The sequence below is a fragment of the Luteibacter sp. CQ10 genome, from assembly GCF_040900725.1.
In the GTDB taxonomy this organism is placed as follows: Bacteria; Pseudomonadota; Gammaproteobacteria; order Xanthomonadales; family Rhodanobacteraceae; genus Luteibacter.
The window spans coordinates 49,927-68,364 of sequence record NZ_JAEUYM010000002.1 but is presented as its reverse complement, the minus strand read 5'-3'; the positions used below and the strand labels follow the sequence as shown (position 1 = coordinate 68,364).

The following is an 18,438-nucleotide window of genomic DNA, read 5'->3' as shown; positions in this document are numbered from 1 at the left end:
CCATGCTCCCTTCCAAAGCCATGAAGCCTGCCGTCCCGCTCGCCGCGTCGATCGCCCTTGCCGTGTTCCTGACGGGTTGCGGCGCGGTGAAGCCCAAGCCGCTCACCCATGACGAGATCGTCAACCGCGCGAAGAACGACCAGCAGGCGATGTACAAGGGCCAGGAGCCCGTCACCGCGCCGATCACGCTCGCCGACGCGATGGCCCGCTCGCTCAAGTACAACCTCGACTACCGCCTGAAGCTGATGGAGACCGCGCTGTCGCGCGGCCTGCTCGACGTGTCCGAGCTGGACATGCTGCCCAAGCTGATGACCGACGCCGGCTACCGCTGGCGCAGCAACGATTCGGGCGGCACCAGCATCGGCATCCAGGACCGCGTGATCAGCCTGCGCCCGTCCACCTCCGAAGAGCGCGTGCACTACCTCGCCGACGCCACGCTGTCGTGGGACGTGCTCGACTTCGGCCTGAGCTACTACCGCGCCAAGCAGCAGGCCGACGACGTCAACACCACCGACGAGCGCCGCCGCAAGGTGTTGCAGAACATCGTGCAGGACGTGCGCGACGCCTACTGGCGCGCGCTCGGCGCGCAGCGCCTGCTCGGCGAGACGCAAACCCTCGCCGACAATATCCAGGCCGCGCTGGAGAAGACCCGCCAGGCCGAACGCGCCGGCGTGCTGCCGCCGGTGGAAGGCCTCGAATACCAGCGCGCGCTGCTCGACGCGATGACCCTGGTGAACGAAAAGCGCCAGGAAATGGAACTGGCCAAGCGTGAGCTGGCCGCGCTGATGAACCTGGCGCCGGGCACCGAGTTCACCCTCGCCGACGCGAAGGAAACGGGCCTGTCGCAGGTGCCGACGAACCTCGACCAGCTCGAGCAGATGGCGCTCGAACAGCGTCCCGAATTGCGTGAGGAGGATTACAAGACGCGCATCGATGCCGTCGAGACGAAGAAACAGATCCTCGCGCTGTTCCCCAACCTCAACCTGTTCGGTGGCGTCGGCTACGACTCCAACAAGTACCTCTACAACGAGAATTGGGCCCAGGGCGGCGTCAGCCTCTCGATGAACCTGTTCCGCCTCGCCGGCATCCCGGCGATCAAGCGCACGAACGAAGCGCGCATGAAGGTGGACGACGCACGCCGCATGGCGCTGTCGATGGCCGTGCTCACGCAAGTGCGCGTGTCGGTGGAGCGTTACAAGCTCGCCGTGTACGACCACCAGTTGGCCGAGGAATCCGCGCGCGTCGACCAGCGCCTGGCCAGCGTCGCCCGGGCCGGTTCGAGCCACCAGCTCACGAGCGAACTGGAAACCCTGCGCACCGGCGCCCGCTCGATGGTGTCGCGTTTCCAGGAAGCCTCGTCGTATGCCGCCGCGCAGTCGGCCTACGGCCGCGTGCTGAACTCGGTAGGCATCGACCTGATGCCCGAACAGATCGCCTCCAGCGACCTGCCGACCATCGCCAAGGCCATCCAGGCCAGCCTTGCCGATGGCGAGAAGCAGGTGTTCACCCAGGTCGCCGACGCGCCCACGGTGGATCGTCCGATCCAGCTCAGCGTGTCGGGCCTGCCCGGGCGCGTCGACGGCGAGGCCGTGCGTGGCGCGGTGGGCAAGGTGATGACCGGCAACCATCTCACCCTCGGCAACGGCGGCGACGCACTGGCCGTGGATCTGCACTACAGCGCCACCCCGGGCAAGACGGCCACGCGCGCCAAGTGGGACGTGACCGTGCAGGACACCGCCGGCAAGCGCCTGCTCACGCAGAGCTATCTCAGCTACCTCCCCGACGACGTGACCACGCGTTCCGTCGTCGCCCTGGCCGAGGCCGCCACGCTGTCGGTGATGGACGCGATCCATCGCCTCGCCGCGGCCCCCGAGACCGCCGCCGTATCGCAGTGAGCCGCATGAACACCTTTCGACATACCGTCGCACCGGCGAAGGCCGGTGCCCACGGCGAGACGCGCCATCGAGTGACGACGCTCATGGCCGGTCTTTTCGTGTGGGCTCTGGCCTGGGCAGGCACCGCACCGGCCGAGTCCGCTCCAAAGGCCTCGCAGGCCCCCGTGCGTTTCCTCGTCGTCGCCGCGCAGGAAAGCCCGCTGTCCGCCGTGGCCGGGGGGCGCGTGGCCCGGGTCTATGCGCAACTGGGCGATACCGTCACCAAGGGCAAAGTGCTGGTGTCGCTCGATTGCAGCGACGTCGAAGCCCGTCGCGCATCGGCCGATGCCGAGTACAAGGCCGCGCAGTTGAAGTACGAGGCCAAGGCCAAGCTTCAGGGCCTGGATTCGGCCGCCGCGCTGGAAGTGGAACTGACCGCCGCCGACGTCAATCGCACGCGCAGCCAGGAGCGCATCTTCGAGGCGCAGCTCGCGCAATGCCGTTTCGTGGCGCCGTTCGACGGTCGCGTGGCCCGCGTGCACGTGAAGGAAGGGCAGGGCGTCGCGCCCGGCGCGCCGGTGATCGACCTCGTCGGCACGGGCACGCCGAAGGCGCGCCTCAACGTGCCGTCGAACTGGATCGCCTGGCTGAAGCCGGGCGCGCACCTGGACGCCACCATCGACGAGACCGGCGCCAGCTACCGGCTGACCGTGACCCGCCTGAGCGGTCGCGTGGACGCGGTGAGCCAGACCATCGAAATCGAAGCCGCCTTCGAAGGCGACACCAGCCGCGTGCTGCCGGGCATGAGCGGCCGAGCGTCACCGGGCAAGCCGGACGTGGGTCCGAAGGTCTGAACCGATGAACGCACACGACGTTCGCGGCGCGAACGCGCCGTCGCGGTTCTACGCGCTCGCGGGGCGCGTGGAAGCCGCCACCAACGCGTCCGAGCTGGGCTTCATCGCCTGCAACGAGGCGCGCCTGCTGGTGGATTACCGACAGGCGGCGCTGGTGTCGTTGTCCTCGGCGCGCGGCCCCAGGCTGGCGGCGCATTCGGGGCTGGCCGATCCGGACCCGAACACGCCTTACGCACTCTGGCTTACCGCCGTGGCCCGGCGCGTGACCGAACGTTGCGCCGAACTGCCGCAAGGCGCGCGCGTGCTGCCGTTGTCGGCGGACATGCTCGGCGACGCACTGGCCGCCGAATGGAGCGAGTGGCTGCCCGCGCACGTCTGGGTGCTACCGCTGTCCGGCCCCGATCGCGCGGTGGGCGCGTTGCTGTTCCTCGCGCGGGACGACGCGTGGCCCACCACGCTGACGCCGGACAGCGCGGAATTCGCGCTGCTTCAGCTCGGCAGCCTGCTCGGCTACGCCTGGTGGTCGCTGGTGGCCAGGCCGTCGCGCTGGCGGGACGCCTGGCGCAAGGTGACGCGCGGCCGTGGCCTGCGTTACGCCCTCGCGGCCCTGTTCGTCGTGCTGCTGATTCCGGTGCGCGAATACACCCTCGTGCCGGCCGAGATCATTTCCACGCGCAGCCAGGTCATCGCCTCGCCGCGCGAAGGCGTGATCCATCGCATGGCGGTACTGCCCAACTCCCCGGTGAAGGCCGGGCAGGTGCTGGCCGAGTTGGACGACACCACCTTGCGCAACAAGCTCGCCGTGGCCCAGGCCGAACTGGCCACCGCCAACACGGAGATGCACCAGGCCGCGCAGCAGGCCATCGAAAGCCAGAGCGCGAAGGCCGACCTCGGCCTGGCCGAAGGCAAATGGCGCGAACGCCAGGTCGACGTCGACTCGCTCCAGCGCGAGGTCGACAAGCTCGCCATCCGCGCTCCTGCCGATGGCGTCTTCGTCTATTCCGATCCCGATGACTGGGCGGGCCGTCCCGTGCAGACGGGGGAACGCATCGGCCTGCTCGCCGATCCTCGCGCGTTGGGCGTCCGCGCCTGGGCGCCGGTGGGCGAGGCGACCAACCTCGCTTCCGGCGCACCGATGACGGTGTTCCTCAAGGTGGCGCCGCTGGATCCGCTCGATGCGCGCCTGGACTACGCCGGCTACCAGCCGGTGGAAGCCCCCAACGGCGTGGCGAGCTATTCGCTGCGCGGCACGATCGAGGGCACGCCGCCGGGCGCTCGCATCGGCTTGCAGGGCACCGCGCGGGTGTCCGGCCGCTGGAGCGTGCTGGGTTACCTGATGCTGCGGCGTCCGCTGGCGACCGTGCGCGCCTGGATCGGTCTGTAAGCGATGGCGGCCCTGGCCGAGATCGCGTCGATGGCCGCGGCGGCACCGCCGTGGCCCGCGTTGCGCGACGAGCTGAAGATCCACCCGGCGGGCCGCAATCGTGACGGGTCGCCGGCGTGGCATCTGTCCGATCCCGTGCGCAACCAGTTCTTCCGCATCGGCTGGCTGGAATTCGAGATCCTGCGACATTGGGGATTGGGTGAGCCCTCGCGGATCGCCGCCGCGGTGGCCGACACCACGACGCTCGCCCCCGACACGCAGGACGTCGTGGACTTCGCGCGCTTCCTCCAGCACCAGCAACTGACCCGCGCGGCGCAGCCGAAGCACGGCCCCTCGGTGCTGCACTGGCTGTTGCAGAACTATCTGTTCATCCGCATTCCGCTGGTGCGGCCGGAGCGTTTCCTGCGCCGCGCCTTGCCGTACGTGCAGTGGATGTTCGGCATGCGTTTCCTGGTGGCGACGCTCCTCGCCGCCGTGCTCGGGTTGCTGCTCGCCGCGCGCCAGTGGGACGTGGTGCAGGCGAACCTGCGCGGTGCGATGAGCTGGGACGGCGTCATCGCGTTCGCCGGTGCGCTCGTGTTCTCCAAATGCTGGCACGAGTTCGGCCACGCCTTCATGGCGACGCGCTTCGGCGTGCGCGTGGGACACATGGGCGTGGCCTTGCTGGTGATGTGGCCGATGGCATACACCGACACGGGCGAGAGCTGGAAGCTGGAACGATCGCGCCGCCGTCTCGCCATCGCCTCGGCGGGGGTGATGGCCGAGCTGGTGCTGGCGGCATGGTGCACCTTGCTGTGGTCATTCGCGCCGGACGGCAACGTCAAGAACGCGCTGTTCTTCCTCGGCACCACGGCGTGGGTGCTCACGGTGGCGGTCAACGCCAGTCCGTTCATGCGCTTCGACGGCTATTTCATTCTCGCCGATGCCCTGGATTACCCCGGCCTGCACGAGCGCGCCGGGCGCTGGGCGAAGCGCTGGGTGCGCATGAAGCTGCTGGGCATCGAGGATCCCCGTCCCGATGCGGTGTCGCCGCGCTTTGCCGCGTTCCTCACCGGTTTCGCGTTTGCGACCTGGCTGTATCGCCTCACCTTGTTCGTGGGCATCGCCGTGGTCGTCTACCACGCCTTCTTCAAGGCGATGGGCCTCATTCTGTTCCTCGTGGAAATCGTGACGTTCGTGGTGAAACCCATGCTCAACGAAGTGCGTGTGTGGTGGATGCGCCGCGCGGAAATCCGCCGGCCGGTCCTCGTGCGCTGGCTGGTGGTGCTGGCCGTGCTCGCCCTCGTGTTGCTGGTGCCGTGGTCGTCGCGCGTCGGCGGCGAGGCGGTGGTCGAGGCGGGTTTCGAGCAGCCGGTATTCACGCCGTACCCGGCGCGCATGGAACGGGTGAACGTCACCGACGGCATGAACGTCAAGGCCGGTGAGGTGCTGTTCGAACTCACCGCGCCTTCGCCGCAGGACGATCGCGCCAAGGCCGATGCCTTGCGCGACGCCTACGAGGCGACCGCGCGCGGCGCCGGGGCCCTCGACAAGGACGGCGTGGCGAAACAGGTGGTGGCCGACCGCATGGCCGACCAGTACGAGGTGCAGCAGCGCGCCAGCTCGGCCGAGTTGCACCGTCTGCGCCTCGCCACGGCGGAAGACGGCGTGGTGCGCGATCTCGACCCCACGTTGCAGGCCGGAAGCTGGGTGTCGCCGGGCTCGCGTATCGCCACCGTCATCGGCGGTACGCGCTGGCGTGCGGAGGTGCTGGTGTCGGAAGCCGATCGCGCGCGACTGGTGCCGGGCAGTGACGCCACGGTCTACCCGAGCGGCGGCGGAAGCCCGCTGCGCGGCCGGATCGTCGCCGTGGACAACGGCGCGCTGGAACGCCTGCCGAGCCTCGCCCTGGCGAAGAACCACGGCGGCCCCATTCCGCTCAACCCGACGGCTCCGGTGAAGGAGCTGCGCCCGGCGACGGCGTGGTATCGCGTGCGTGTGGAAGGCGACGGATTGCCGGGCCCATTGGGTTCCGAACAACTGGCGACGGTGAAGATGACCGGGCGGCGCGAGAGCCTCGGTCGCCGCTGGATCGACAGCGCGTTGCTGATCCTGTTGCAGCAGACGGGATTGGGCAAGGACGGTTGATCCTGCCGCCTTGGCGTGAGCTCGACGCCAGAGGCGGTCGCCGTGCGACGGCATGGAGGGCCCCTGGACGTACAACGAAGCGTCGCACCGGCGCAGGCCGGTGCCTACGGCGAGGCGTTCGTGCGGGCCATGTCCCCTCGACCCGTCGCACCAATCACGCGATGATGCCGGGCGCACTTCCACGGATGACCCACCCATGACCACCCTCGCCACGCAGATCGAGCGACTGCTCGTCGCCGCCTTCGAATCCCACGGCTTCGACGGCAGCGGCGTACGAGCCGTACCGGCACAGCGCCCCGACCTGGCCGACCTGCAGTGCAACGCGGCCATGCCGTTGGGCGGAGCGATCAAGCGGCCGCCGCGCGAGATCGCGGAAGCGGTCGCCGGCTCGCTGCGAGGCAACGACGCCTTCGACAGCGTGGACGTCGCCGGACCGGGCTTCATCAACTTGCGCCTCTCGTCGTCGCTGCTCGGCGAATGGGCCGAACGCCAGCGCGACGACGAAAGCGCGGGCATCGTGGCGCAACCGCCGGAAACCGTCGTGATCGACTTCGGTGGTCCCAACGTCGCCAAGCCGCTGCACGTGGGCCACCTGCGTTCGCTGGTGCTCGGCGAGAGCCTGCGCCGCATCCTCATCGCGCAGGGGCATCGTGTCATCGGCGACGTGCACCTGGGCGATTGGGGCCTGCAGATGGGCATGCTGATATCCGAGCTGCCGTCGATCTGGCCCGAACTGGCCGATGACGGTCCGTGGACGACGAGCCCGCCGTTCGACATGGCCCAGCTGCAGGCGATCTACCCGCGCGTGGCCGCCGCATGCAAGGCCGACGACGCGCGCATGGCCGTGGCCCGTGCCGCCACCGCGAAGCTGCAGGCGGGCGACGCGGCATTTATGCGCATGTGGGAAACGATCCGCCGCGTGTCCCTCGACGCGCAGACGGCCGACTTCGCCGCGCTCGGCGCGCACTTCGACGAACTCAACGGCGAAAGCCTCGTGCAGCCGCTGATTCCCGCCATGATCGCCGACCTCAAGGCACGCGGCATCGCGCGGGAAAGCGAAGGCGCGCTGGTGGTGGACGTGGCGGAGGAGGGCGACGATTCACCGGTGCCGCCACTGCTGCTGGAAAAGTCCGACGGTGCGGCGCTGTATGCCACCACCGACATGGCCACCATCCTCGATCGACGCGACCGGCTGCATCCGTCGCGCATCGTCTACGTGGTGGACCAGCGTCAGGCGCTGCATTTCCGCCAGGTGTTCCGGGCGGCCAGGCGTGCGGGCTATGCCGAAGGCATCGACCTGGTACACGTCGGCTTCGGCACGGTGAACGGCCGCGACGGCAAGCCGTACAAGACGCGCGACGGCGGCGTGGCCCAGCTGCACGAACTGTTGGCCGACGCGGTGGGCCGTGCCTACGCCCGCATCGAAGAGAGCGGCGAGACCGACGACATCGACGCGCGTGCGCGGGCCATCGGCATCGCGGCGGTGAAGTTCGCCGACCTGTCGACCTATCGCACGTCGGGCTACGTGTTCGATCCCGATCGCATGGTGTCGTTCGAGGGGCGCACCGGGCCTTACGTGCAGTATGCGTGCGTGCGGATCTCGTCGATCCTGGAACGGGCGGCATCGCAGGGGACGATCGCCGGAACGACGCTGGTGCGTGAACCGTCCGAGCGGGCGCTGGTGCTGCTGTGCGCGCGTTTTCCCGAGGCCGTGGCGTCCGCGGCGAACCGTTACGCGCCGAACGATCTGGCCGACTACGCCTATGACCTGGCGCAGGCATTCAGTCGATTCTATGCCGAGTGTCCGGTGCTGGCGGCGGAGGATGCCGGCGTTCGGGCGTCCCGTCTGGCCCTATGCGGTCTGGCGCGGCACGTATTGGCCAAGGCACTGGATCTGCTGGGCATCCGCATTCCGACGCGAATGTGACGTCGCGCCGGAAGCTTGACCCGACTTGAATGGCCGACGCGCCGGGCTTCCACGGACGGTGCGGCATTCAGTCCTGGGTCGGGTCGATTAACGGAGTCCCCTCCGTCGCGCGGCGACGACGTTTTCTCGATTGACCGCATGCGCGTCGAAGGGTCACGCTGATTCCAGGGTGCGATGTCCGCACGCTCCTGGAGAACCATCCATGAAACGTTGCCTGTTCCTCATCGCCATGGCGATCACGCTTCCTTCCCTGGGCGGTTGCATCATCGATCCCCATCGTCCGCATGGTTACTACCATGATCGCGATCACCACTGCGATGGTTACCGCGATAGCGACTGTCATCGCTGGCGTTGAGTAAGAGCCGACAGGTAACTCGCTGCGACTGGACGGGCGGCTCCTGCGTGCGCAGGAACGACGTGGAAATCAGGTGTGATGGCCATTCTTGAGGCATGTCGTTCCTGCGCACGCAGGAACCCAGCGCCGTGAATCCGGTTATCGCGAAGTGCCGAATCGCGAAAGTACTTCATCCGCCGCTCGCACGCCGCTCTCGAATGCTCCGTGCGCCGTGGAGAACGCGTCGTGATGCGTCGCCTCCCCCGCGAAGAATAGGCGATCCTCGAACGGTGAAGCGAGAACCCGGCGCTGGTCCGCATATCCCGGCAGGGCATGGCTATACGCGCCGCGTACGTAGGTGCTGTTGCTCCAGCCCGAGGTCGCCAGCGGACGCAGGTGGCGACGCGCATCCGCGCCGAGCAGTTTCACCAGCCACTCCATCAACCGGTCGAAGGCCGCCACCGAGCCTTCGGTGGTGACGTCGTGGGCGCTTCGTCCGCCGAGGAAGGTTTCGATCACCGGATGGCCGAGGGGGCGCAGGTAGAACACCGGACTGTCCGCGTCGCGCGGATCGGCGATCAGTGCATGCTCGGCGGGTAGGTCGAAGGCGCCGTCGACGCGCAGGAAAAGCTTTTCGTTGCAGCCCAGCGGCAGCCGCGAAGCCGCATGCCGCCATGCGTCCAGCGACGACGGCATCCGGATCAGGTCGCCTGCCAGGACGTTGCTGGAGGCGGTGAGAATGGCGGCACGGGCATGGATGTCGCCCGAGGGCGTCTTCAAGGTCACGCCCGGTGTATCGAACGCGATGGCCTCGACGGGCGTCGACAGCCGGCAGGTCACGTCGACGGGCAGCGAGGCGGCGATGAGCGTGCCGTAGCCACGTGCCACGCGCCAGTTGTTGCCCGAGGCGGCACGTTCATAGGCCACGTAATCGGTGGCGGAAATTCGTTCGAGCGGTGCACCGCTGATGTACCCGCTCATCGCCTGCAGGTAGCCGTTCCAGGGACCGTTCGCTTCGAGCGCGTCGCTGGCGAGGTCGGACGCGGGCGGCGACGCCATGAGGCGCTCGTGCCAGGCGTCGTAGGCCGCGTGGGCCTGCGCCTGTTCGCTTTCGGAAAAGTGTGGATGCGGCTGCGGCTTGTCCCACGCCGCCGGGCGGCGATCGATGTCCCAGCCGTTCTCCTCGCCGATTCGGCGCCACGCGTTGTGGTCGGCCGAATGCAGCCAGCCGCAGCCCATGTCGAGCGGTAGACCTTCGACATCGAGCGTCCAGCCGCGGCCGCCGACGCGTTGGGTGGCTTCCAGCAGCCACACCGAAAGACCGCGTCCCGACAGTCGCCGTGCCGCGCCGACGCCCGCCGCGCCGGCACCGACGATGACGACGTCGACCGTGGTCACCAGGGAAGGCCCCGCCGCTGCATGTGCCAGCCCAAGGCGGATACCCCCGCCGCCGCGACGACGACGACGAGCCATGCCGCACCCGCGGGTGGCGCCCAGTGGAAGGGCGTGAAGCCGATGATCGCGACGATGGCCAGCAACGCCACGGCCGCGCCGACGAGAGCGCCTTCCAGCCGGTCGGCCCGGGTCTCCGGGCGCTGCGCATAGGCGCGCCGTTCGAGTGTGCGCGCGAAATCGGGAGGGAGGTCGGCGTCGGGCGCCTCGCCGAGCACGTCGGCCACGACGCGGTAAGCCGCGTCGCTCGTCATCGCGGCTTCCTGGCGTTCCCAGTCGAAAGGTGGCACGTCCATGGGGTGCATGGTCGGGTTCATGGCGTGGGTTCCATGTGACGGAGCAACCGCTCGCGAAGGGCGAGCCGGCCCCGGAAAAGATAACTCTTGATCGTGCCGACGGGCAGGGAGGTGACCTTCGCGATATCCGCCAACGGCATCTCGTCGAAATGGTAGAGCGTGAGCAGGGTGCGTTGCAGCGGCGGCAACGTGTCCAGGGCCTCGCGGACCTTGCCTCGCATTTCCTCGCGGACCAGGGTGGAGGCGATGTCGTCACCGTCGGCGTATTCCGCCACGCTCTCGACGTCGGCCGATCCGTCGATGGGAATGCGCCGTTTTTCGAGGTGGCGGATCGCCACCGACCAGGCGATGCGGGTCATCCAGGTCTTCAGGCTCGCATCGAAGCGAAACGTGGGCATCGCCTTGTGCGCGCGAAGGAATGCGTCCTGGCACAGTTCGCGCGTGTCTTCCCGATCGCCGGTGAGGCGATAGATCACCCGCCAGCACACGTCCTGGTACTCGCGGACGAAGCGCTCCATGGCGCCCTTGCGCCCCTCCAGCACCTCGCGTACCAGCCAGCGGTCCTCTCCCATCGCGCTCCTCCCCGTTCCCTGCCTTTGATACAGGCAGCGGGGCGGCGGTTGCAAAAAAAGCTGCGCGATCGCCTGCAACCGGCGTCGGACCCTCCGTATCTATCCTCGGCAACCACCCACCGAGGAACCATCATGCAAGTCGACCTGACCGCCATCTCCATTTTCGCCTGCATCACGCTCATGGTGCGCTCGTTCATCGATGCCTGGAGCCGACGCCGTCTGCTACGCGCGGCCGGGTCCGACGATCTGCTGCGCACCTTCATGCTGGGCGAGGATCGCCAGCGCCGCCTGTCCAGCCTTTACTGGGGCATCGTCGCGGTCGCAATGGCCGCCGCCTTCGCGGCCATCGGCACGATGGACACCGAACGGGTCACGCCCGCGGCCGTCGCCGCCGTGCTGGCCGCGGTGGGTGTCGCCAACCTCGCGTTCTTCGCCATCTCGCGCCGGCTGTCGTGACGCGCCGGCCGATCGATCGGCTGACGCATTCAGGCGCTGGCGCCGCCGTCGGCGACCAGCGTGGAGCCCGTGATCACGCTGGCCGCGGGACTGGCGAGGAAGACCACGGCGTTCGCCACTTCGCGCGGCTCGCCATAGCGCCCGAGTGCCGTTAGACCGCGCTGGACATCGGCCCCCTCGCCCGTGGACGGATTCATGTCGGTGTCGGTGGACCCGGGCTGGACGAGATTGACCGTGATGTTCTTCGGGCCCAGTTCGCGAGCGAGGCCGCGATTGAACGAGAGCAGCGCGGATTTGGTCATCGAGTAGGCCGTCACGCCGCCGAACGGCACGCGCTCGGCGAGGCTGGAACCGATCGAGATGATGCGACCGCCCGAACCGAGGTGGGGGATCACCGCCTTCGCGAACAGCACGGGCGCGCGGACGTTGACGTCCAGCATCGCCTGGAGCTCGTCGAGCTGGATGTCGGCGATCATGCCGCCGGTGGCGATGGCCGCGTTGTTGACGAGGATGTCGATGCCGCCCAGTCCCTTGACGGCTTCGTCCACGGCCCGTTCGATCGCCTGGGGATCCGTGTTGTCGGCCTGGATCGCGAGGGCACGGCGCCCCGTGGCTTCGATCGACGCCGCCGTCGCCTTGGCGCCCTCGGCGGAGCGTTGATACGTAAACGCGACGTCCGCCCCGTTTTCCGCGAGTGCCAGGGCGATCGCCGCCCCGATGCCCCTCGAGCCGCCGGTGACCAGCGCGCGCTTTCCCGTCAAATCAAGCATGGCGTATCCTTTATGCAGCGTTCGATGCATAAATCCTAGAAGGCTTGTCGGCGACGGTCAACTGACTTAAACAATGATCGATGCAAAAAGACGACCCCGTTCATTCTGACGACGCGCCGGTCCGGGTCCGCGGCCGGCCGCGGACGTTCGACCGCGAGGTGGCGCTCGACCGGGCAACCCGCCTGTTCTGGACCAAGGGTTACGATTCGACGTCCATCGCCGACCTCACCGAAGTCATGGAGATCGGGACGAAAAGCCTGTACGCGGCCTTCGGTTCGAAAGAGGAACTCTTCGGCGAAGCCTTGCGGCACTACCAGCGAACCCATGAAGGCCTGGTATGGGATCGCTTCCGTGCGGCACCTACCGCGCGGGACGCCGTGTCGGCCTTTCTTTACGACTCCGCCGCCGCCTTGACGGGATCGCTGCGCGACATGCCTCGCGGCTGCATGGCGACGCTGGCATCGATGGGTAGCGGGGGACAGTGCACCTTCCAGGCATTCGTCGGCATGATCGGGGGCACCTTCGCCAACGTGCGATCCCGTATCGACAAGGGCGTCGGTGACGGCGAATTGCCACGGAACGTCGATGCCGACGGGCTGGCCCGGTTCGTCGAAACCGTGCAAAACGGCATGACGGTTCGCGCACGCAACGGGGCCACGCGCGAGGATCTCGAAGGGGTCGCGCATGTGGCGATGGCTGGCTGGGACGCGATGATTTCCCGGGCAACGGGCCACCGGCCTTCCGATCCGGCACTTGACGCACGATGAACCCCTGGCGATAGGATCGCAAGATTCGTCAGGGGTTACCCACCATGTCCGCATCCCGCCGTGCCGCGCTCGCCGCGTCGTTGGCTATCGTGTTCGTCGCCCCGGGGGCGCATGCCGCCGAGACCGCCTCGGCACGTTGGCAGCGTGAAGCGCAGGCCGTCACCATCGTCCGCGACGACTGGGGCATCGCCCACGTGCATGGCAAGACCGATGCCGACGCGGTGTTCGGCATGGCCTATGCGCAGGCCGAAGACGACTTCAACCGCGTGGAGACCAACTACCTGGTCTCCCTCGGTCGGCTGGCCGAGGCCGAAGGCGAAGCGGCGCTGTGGAAAGACCTGCGCCAGCGCCTCTTCATCGACGACACGCAGCTGAAGGCGCTCTACGCGCGCAGCCCGGCGTGGCTGAAGGCATTGATGGATGCCTGGGCCGATGGCCTGAATTTCTACCTCGCCACGCATCCCGGCGTGCATCCGCGCGTCATCACGCGCTTCGAGCCGTGGATGGCCTTGAGCTTCAGCGAAGGCAGCATCGGCGGCGACATCGAACGCATATCCACCAAGGGCTTGCAGGCCTTCTACGGCGACGATCCGGCAGGCGCGCTGGCGCAGGTCACGCCGCCGTCGAGCTGGTGGGAGCCCACCGGTTCCAACGGCATCGCCATCGCGCCGAAGCTCACGGCGAACGGCCACGCGTTGCTGCTGATCAATCCGCACACCTCGTTCTTCTTCCGTTCGGAATTGCAGATGTCGAGCGACGAGGGGCTCAATGCGTACGGTGCGGTCACCTGGGGCCAGTTCTTCGTCTACCAGGGCTTCAATCCGCACATCGGCTGGATGCACACCTCGTCGGGCGTCGACGTGGTGGACGAGTTCGCCGAGGACGTGGTGAAGCGCGACGGCAAGGTGTTCTACCGCCACGGCAAGATGCTTCGCCCGATGACCACGCGCGGGGTGACGCTGCGCGTGCGCAACGCGGACGGCACGATGGCCGAACGCACGTTCACCACCTATGCCTCGCACCACGGGCCCATCGTGCGTGCCGACGGTGGGCGATGGGTCGCCACGGCGTTGATGAACAAGCCGCTCGAGGCGCTGGAACAGAGCTGGTTGCGCACCAAGGCCAACGACTACGCCGGCTACATGAAAGTGGCCGAACTCAAGGCCAATTCGTCGAACAACACGATCTATGCGGACGACAAGGGCAATATCGCCTACCTGCATCCGCAGTTCATCCCCGCGCGCGACGACGCATTCGATTACACCAGGCCGGTGGACGGTAGCGATCCGGAAGCCGACTGGCGTCCGCTGCTGCCGCTGGACAAGGCGCCGCACCTGCTCAATCCCGGCACCGGCTGGATCTTCAACACGAACGACTGGCCGTACTCCGCCGCGGGGGCCGACAGTCCGAAACGGGGCGATTACCCACGCTACATGGATTCGGCGGGCGAGAACCCCCGTGGCCTGCATGCCACGAAGGTGCTCACCGGCCAGCACGACATGACCAAGGCCTCGCTCCTGGCGGCGGCCTTCGACCCGTATCTTCCCGCCTTCGAGCGGCAGTTGCCGATCCTCATCCGCGATTACGACGGGCTCGATGCGAGCGATCCGCTGAAGAAGACGCTGGCCGGGCCCATCGGCATGCTGCGCCGCTGGGACTACCGCTGGGGCATCGCCTCGATGCCGACCACGCTGGCCGTGTACTGGGGCGACACGCTCTGGGACGCGGTGAGCAAGGACGATACGCAGGAAGGCCTGTCGATCTACGACGTGATGGCGGAGAAGGCGGGCCCCGCGAAGCGCCTGAAAGCGCTTTCGGACGCGGTCGACCGGCTGGAGCGTGACTTCGGCGACTGGGGCGTGCCCTGGGGCGAGGTCAATCGCTACCAGCGCAACGACGGCGCTATCGTGCAGACCTTCGACGACGCCAAGCCGAGCATCCCCGTGCCGTTCACCTCGTCGCGCTGGGGCTCGCTCGCCTCGTTCGGTGCGCATCGATGGCCGGGCACGAAGAAGTATTACGGCACCAGCGGCAACAGCTTCGTGGCCGTGGTGGAGTTCGGGCCGAAGGTGAGCGCGCGCGCCATCACCATCGGTGGCGAGAGCGGGCATCCGGGTTCGCGGCATTTCAACGACGAAGCCGAACGGTACACCACCGGCAACCTGCGCAAGGTTTATTTCTGGCCCGAAGACCTGCGAGGCCACGTCGAAAGCACCTACCACCCCGGCTCGAAGGACGCGCCATGAACCTGTTTCGCAGGCTTACCCTCGCTGGCGGCCTCGCGCTGGCCTTTGCCGTGTCCGCGCAGGACGTGCCCGGGCCAGCCGACCATCCCTTGCTGCTCAAGGCCGATCGCGTGTTCGACGCGGGCGGCGCGCAGGCGCACGACGGATGGGTGGTACTCGTGCAGGGCGGCAAGATCGCCGCGGTGGGACCCGAAGCCAGGGTGTCCGCACCGGCAGGCACCGAGACGCTCTCGCTTCCGGGCATGACCCTGCTTCCGGGCCTGATCGATGCGCACTCCCACGTGTTCCTGCATCCGTACAACGAGACGCCATGGAACGATCAGGTGCTGAAGGAAACGCTCGCGTTCCGTACCGTCGAGGCGGTGAAGCACGTGCGCGATACGCTGATGGGTGGCTACACCGCGCTGCGCGACCTGGGTACCGAAGGCGCCGGTTACGCCGACGTCGACGTGCAGAAGGCGATCGACAAGGGGTTGATTCCCGGGCCGCACCTGTTCGTGGCCACGCGCGCGACGGTCGCGGCCCATTGTTACGGTCCCGGTCCGCTGGGCTTTCGCGAGGACGTCGACCTGCCGCAGGGCGCGATCCCCGTGAGCGGCACGGCGCAGATGATCGATGCCGTGCGCGACCAGGCGGCGCACGGCGCGGACTGGATCAAGCTCTATGCCGATTATCACTGTGGCAAGGCGAAGGGCTCCATGCCCACGCTATCGCAGGAAGAACTCGATGCGGCCGTGGCCACCGCGCACGCGCTGGGCTTGCCCGTGGCGGTGCATTCGAGCACCGCCGAGGGGATGCGCCGGTCGGTGATGGCAGGCGTCGACACCATCGAGCACGGCTACGGCGGTACGCCGGAGGTGTTCGCGCTGATGAAAAAGCATGGCGTGGCTTACATGCCCACGCTGGAGGCCAGCGCGGCGTATGCGGAATATTTCGGCGGCTGGAAGCCGGGCAACCCGCCGACGGACGACATGAAGCGCTCGGCGGAGGCGTTCAAACGCGCGATGGAGGCCGGCGTGACCATCGGCGACGGCAGTGACGTGGGCGTATTCAGCCACGGCACGAACTACAAGGAACTGGCATGGATGGTGCGCGACGGCATGACGCCGTCGCAGGCCTTGCTTGCCGCGACGGCGGTGAATGCCAAGGTGCTCAGGCAGCAGGACCGATTCGGCCAGCTGAAGGCCGGGCTCGACGCCGACATCATCGCCGTGCCGGGCGATCCGACGAAGGATATCTCGGTGCTGTCGAACGTGCCGTTCGTGATGAAGGGGGGCGCGATCTACAAGCGCCCATCTCCTTAGGATTCGCCGATCGTATCCGCGAACAGGCTAGCCTCGGTCCAGACTCACGCCCGTCTGTTCCTCACTCAGCGCCCAAAGCGTCTCGGCGCCGTCCGCATCGACCGCATACGGCCGAACCCCCGCCATCTTGCGCAACTCCGCGATATCGGTCGTATCGGTTAGCAACAGCGGCGCGACATCGCAATCTTCCAGATACAGCCCGCCCATTCCATCGAGCTGCGCACTGGTGGCCGCCCACACGCTCGTCGCCGCGCCCTGCGGCACGCTCTTCATGCCCTGCGCCACCTCCGCCACCGGCTTGCCGTGCTCGTCGATCACGCCGAAGCCGCGCAATTCCTCTTCGCTCATGTAGCGGGCGAGGTCGGTCATGATCGCGCCGGGATGCAACGAGAACGCGCGGATGCCGTCGGCCTTGCCACGCGCGTCGGCACCCACGGCGAAGAGCACGTTGGCCGTCTTCGACTGGCCGTAGGCCGTCCAGCGGTCGTAATCGCGATGCTGGTAATGCGGATCGTCGAAGACGACGGGCGAGAAACGATGCCCGCGCGAGGACACCGAGACGATGCGCGCTCCGTTGGCTTTGCGCATCAGCGGCCATAGACGTACGGCTAGCTGGAAATGACCGAGGTGGTTGGTGGCGAACTGCCGCTCGTAACCGCGCGCGTCGCGTTCGAGCGGGCAGGCCATCACGCCCGCGTTGTTGATGAGCAGGTGCAGCGCGTCACCGCGTTCGACGAGCGTGCGGGCGAAGGCGTCGACGGACGCGGGATCGGCGAGGTCCATGGGCAGCAACTCGACGTCCAGTGCGTCGAGGGCGCGACGGGCCTTGTCCATGTCGCGGGCGGGCACGGTCACCCGGGCGCCGGCGCCGAGCAGCACGCGGACGGTTTCCAGGCCCAGGCCGGCATAGCCGCCGGTGACCACGGCATGCTTGCCGGTCAGGTCGATGCCTTCGATGACCTCGGCGGCCGTCGTGGTCGCGCCGAAGCCGGAGGGGAGGGGGGATTGCATGGTGGGGCTCCTCGGTAGGGTTCCCTCCCAAGGTAAGGGCGCCGGTCCGGACGACGAATGCTTGAAAGTCCCGGATGCATGAGTAATCGTACGGAAATGACGGACGATCCCATCACCGAGTTCCTGCGCCTGGCCGAGGTCGAGTCGGTGATGTCCGGCGGCTTCACGGCCGGCGGCGACTGGTCCGTGCGCTTTCCCCCGCCGGACAAGCTGAAATTCTTCGCCTCGGCACGCGGCGGCTGCGTCCTGCGCATGGAGGGCGACACCGACGACGTGCCGCTGGCGGAAGGCGACGTGGTGCTGCTCATCGCCCCGCGCGGCTTCGTGCTGTGCAGCGACCCGGCCGTCGCGCCGCGCGAGGCGCGTGAGTTTTTCGGGGACGTTCGCGGCGGGATCGTCCAGGTGAACGAGGGCGTCGACACGCTCCACATCGGCGGTCACGTGCGCCTGCATCCCGACTACGAGCCCATGCTGACGGGCGCGCTGCCACCCTGGATCCACGTGCGCGCGACGGCGCCGGAAGCCTCGGTCATGCGCTGGCTGATCGACCGCATGGTCGAAGAAAGCGCGGCGTCGCGTCCCGCCGCCGGCCTCATGCTGACCCAGCTGGCCCATCTTCTCTTCGTGCAGATCCTCCGGGCCCACATGGCCTCGGGCGAATCGCTGCGCGCGGGCTGGCTGCGCGCCGCCGCCGATCCGCGGCTCGCTCCCGTGCTCAGGCGGATCCATGCCGATCCGGCGCAGCCCTGGCGCCTGGACGACATGGCCCGCGCGGCCGCCATGTCGCGCACGGTGTTCGCCGCGCACTTCAAGGCCGTGGCCGGCGTCGCGCCCCTGACGTATCTCACGCAATGGCGCATGCGGCTGGCCACCCATGCCCTGCGTCGCGGCAGCGTGCCGGTGGCGGTGCTGGCGCGCGATCTGGGCTACGCGTCGGAAAGCGCCTTCAGTCATGCGTTCAAGCGCGTGGTGGGCGTGTCGCCCGCGCGTTTCGCGCTGTCGTCGGCCGCCTGAGCCCCGCTTCGCGTCGCTGATTAGCGCTGAGCCCGGGTATCCCGGCGGTG

The 18,438-nt window shown here is 68.1% G+C and carries 16 protein-coding genes; 11 read left to right on the top strand and 5 right to left on the bottom strand.

Features of this window, described 5'->3' with window-relative positions:
- Positions 1–2: 2 nt before the first annotated feature.
- The 6 genes from JNG39_RS09205 (at position 3) to JNG39_RS09180 (ending at position 8,521) form a co-directional block, all read left to right on the top strand.
- Positions 3–1,895 (top strand): TolC family protein, encoded by a 1,893-nt coding sequence (locus JNG39_RS09205; RefSeq protein ID WP_368310927.1) that lies wholly within the window; start codon positions 3–5, stop codon positions 1,893–1,895.
- Positions 1,896–1,900: 5 nt separating this feature from the next.
- Positions 1,901–2,728 carry an efflux RND transporter periplasmic adaptor subunit gene (locus tag JNG39_RS09200; protein WP_368310925.1) on the top strand — a complete coding sequence of 276 codons (828 nt, stop codon included), beginning with the start codon at positions 1,901–1,903 and terminating at the stop codon, positions 2,726–2,728.
- A 4-nt stretch (positions 2,729–2,732) separates the two neighbouring features.
- Entirely contained in the window at positions 2,733–4,112 is a 1,380-nt protein-coding gene (locus JNG39_RS09195; protein ID WP_368310923.1) for an efflux RND transporter periplasmic adaptor subunit, read from the top strand.
- Between the two features lie 3 nt (positions 4,113–4,115).
- Positions 4,116–6,239 carry an HlyD family efflux transporter periplasmic adaptor subunit gene (locus tag JNG39_RS09190; RefSeq protein WP_368310922.1) on the top strand — a complete coding sequence of 708 codons (2,124 nt, stop codon included), beginning with the start codon at positions 4,116–4,118 and terminating at the stop codon, positions 6,237–6,239.
- Positions 6,240–6,435: 196 nt separating this feature from the next.
- A complete protein-coding gene (argS, locus tag JNG39_RS09185; RefSeq protein WP_368310920.1) occupies positions 6,436–8,166 on the top strand; it encodes an arginine--tRNA ligase in 1,731 nt (576 codons plus the stop codon).
- Between the two features lie 202 nt (positions 8,167–8,368).
- Positions 8,369–8,521 carry a hypothetical protein gene (locus tag JNG39_RS09180; RefSeq protein WP_368310919.1) on the top strand — a complete coding sequence of 51 codons (153 nt, stop codon included), beginning with the start codon at positions 8,369–8,371 and terminating at the stop codon, positions 8,519–8,521.
- Positions 8,522–8,659: 138 nt separating this feature from the next.
- Here JNG39_RS09180 and JNG39_RS09175 read toward each other — a convergent pair whose 3' ends face one another.
- From JNG39_RS09175 to JNG39_RS09165, 3 genes are read right to left on the bottom strand one after another with little or no spacing between them, the layout of a single operon-like run.
- Complete coding sequence (locus JNG39_RS09175; protein ID WP_368310917.1) at positions 8,660–9,898, bottom strand: flavin monoamine oxidase family protein; 1,239 nt, start codon at positions 9,896–9,898, stop codon at positions 8,660–8,662.
- On the bottom strand, positions 9,895–10,269 hold the full coding sequence (locus JNG39_RS09170; protein ID WP_368310915.1) for a hypothetical protein: 375 nt from the start codon (positions 10,267–10,269) through the stop codon (positions 9,895–9,897). The genes JNG39_RS09175 and JNG39_RS09170 overlap by 4 nt, the downstream gene beginning before the upstream one ends.
- Entirely contained in the window at positions 10,266–10,820 is a 555-nt protein-coding gene (locus tag JNG39_RS09165; RefSeq protein ID WP_368310913.1) for an RNA polymerase sigma factor, read from the bottom strand. The genes JNG39_RS09170 and JNG39_RS09165 overlap by 4 nt, the downstream gene beginning before the upstream one ends.
- Positions 10,821–10,952: 132 nt before the next feature.
- On the opposite strand from JNG39_RS09165, the gene JNG39_RS09160 reads away from it, so the two are divergent.
- Entirely contained in the window at positions 10,953–11,276 is a 324-nt protein-coding gene (locus JNG39_RS09160) for a hypothetical protein (RefSeq protein ID WP_368310911.1), read from the top strand.
- A gap of 29 nt (positions 11,277–11,305) precedes the next feature.
- Here JNG39_RS09160 and JNG39_RS09155 read toward each other — a convergent pair whose 3' ends face one another.
- The gene (locus JNG39_RS09155) at positions 11,306–12,046 is read right to left on the bottom strand and encodes an SDR family NAD(P)-dependent oxidoreductase (protein WP_368310910.1); all 741 of its coding nucleotides are present in this window, start codon (positions 12,044–12,046) and stop codon (positions 11,306–11,308) included.
- Between the two features lie 80 nt (positions 12,047–12,126).
- On the opposite strand from JNG39_RS09155, the gene JNG39_RS09150 reads away from it, so the two are divergent.
- The 3 genes from JNG39_RS09150 to JNG39_RS09140 are packed head-to-tail and all read left to right on the top strand — an operon-like array spanning position 12,127 to position 16,363.
- Positions 12,127–12,813, top strand: a complete 687-nt coding sequence (locus JNG39_RS09150; RefSeq protein WP_368310909.1) for a TetR/AcrR family transcriptional regulator — start codon at positions 12,127–12,129, stop codon at positions 12,811–12,813.
- A gap of 44 nt (positions 12,814–12,857) precedes the next feature.
- Positions 12,858–15,059 (top strand): penicillin acylase family protein, encoded by a 2,202-nt coding sequence (locus JNG39_RS09145; protein WP_368310907.1) that lies wholly within the window; start codon positions 12,858–12,860, stop codon positions 15,057–15,059.
- Entirely contained in the window at positions 15,056–16,363 is a 1,308-nt protein-coding gene (locus tag JNG39_RS09140) for an amidohydrolase family protein (protein WP_368310905.1), read from the top strand. The genes JNG39_RS09145 and JNG39_RS09140 overlap by 4 nt, the downstream gene beginning before the upstream one ends.
- A 27-nt stretch (positions 16,364–16,390) precedes the next feature.
- Here JNG39_RS09140 and JNG39_RS09135 read toward each other — a convergent pair whose 3' ends face one another.
- A complete protein-coding gene (locus tag JNG39_RS09135; protein WP_368310904.1) occupies positions 16,391–17,374 on the bottom strand; it encodes an oxidoreductase in 984 nt (327 codons plus the stop codon).
- A gap of 78 nt (positions 17,375–17,452) precedes the next feature.
- Here JNG39_RS09135 and JNG39_RS09130 point away from each other — a divergent pair, with 78 nt between their 5' ends.
- A complete protein-coding gene (locus JNG39_RS09130; RefSeq protein WP_368310902.1) occupies positions 17,453–18,388 on the top strand; it encodes an AraC family transcriptional regulator in 936 nt (311 codons plus the stop codon).
- Positions 18,389–18,438 lie beyond the last annotated feature (50 nt).

Excerpts from the sequence above, each read along its gene's own strand:
- JNG39_RS09205 (WP_368310927.1), top strand. The coding sequence starts at position 3 with ATGCTCCCTTCCAAAGCCATGAAGCCTGCCGTCCCGCTCGCCGCGTCG.
- JNG39_RS09200 (WP_368310925.1), top strand. The coding sequence starts at position 1,901 with ATGAACACCTTTCGACATACCGTCGCACCGGCGAAGGCCGGTGCCCAC.
- JNG39_RS09195 (WP_368310923.1), top strand. The coding sequence starts at position 2,733 with ATGAACGCACACGACGTTCGCGGCGCGAACGCGCCGTCGCGGTTCTAC.
- JNG39_RS09190 (WP_368310922.1), top strand. The coding sequence starts at position 4,116 with ATGGCGGCCCTGGCCGAGATCGCGTCGATGGCCGCGGCGGCACCGCCG.
- argS (WP_368310920.1), top strand. The coding sequence starts at position 6,436 with ATGACCACCCTCGCCACGCAGATCGAGCGACTGCTCGTCGCCGCCTTC.
- JNG39_RS09180 (WP_368310919.1), top strand. The coding sequence starts at position 8,369 with ATGAAACGTTGCCTGTTCCTCATCGCCATGGCGATCACGCTTCCTTCC.
- JNG39_RS09170 (WP_368310915.1), bottom strand. The coding sequence starts at position 10,269 with ATGAACCCGACCATGCACCCCATGGACGTGCCACCTTTCGACTGGGAA.
- JNG39_RS09165 (WP_368310913.1), bottom strand. The coding sequence starts at position 10,820 with ATGGGAGAGGACCGCTGGCTGGTACGCGAGGTGCTGGAGGGGCGCAAG.
- JNG39_RS09160 (WP_368310911.1), top strand. The coding sequence starts at position 10,953 with ATGCAAGTCGACCTGACCGCCATCTCCATTTTCGCCTGCATCACGCTC.
- JNG39_RS09155 (WP_368310910.1), bottom strand. The coding sequence starts at position 12,046 with ATGCTTGATTTGACGGGAAAGCGCGCGCTGGTCACCGGCGGCTCGAGG.
- JNG39_RS09150 (WP_368310909.1), top strand. The coding sequence starts at position 12,127 with ATGCAAAAAGACGACCCCGTTCATTCTGACGACGCGCCGGTCCGGGTC.
- JNG39_RS09145 (WP_368310907.1), top strand. The coding sequence starts at position 12,858 with ATGTCCGCATCCCGCCGTGCCGCGCTCGCCGCGTCGTTGGCTATCGTG.
- JNG39_RS09140 (WP_368310905.1), top strand. The coding sequence starts at position 15,056 with ATGAACCTGTTTCGCAGGCTTACCCTCGCTGGCGGCCTCGCGCTGGCC.
- JNG39_RS09135 (WP_368310904.1), bottom strand. The coding sequence starts at position 17,374 with ATGCAATCCCCCCTCCCCTCCGGCTTCGGCGCGACCACGACGGCCGCC.
- JNG39_RS09130 (WP_368310902.1), top strand. The coding sequence starts at position 17,453 with ATGAGTAATCGTACGGAAATGACGGACGATCCCATCACCGAGTTCCTG.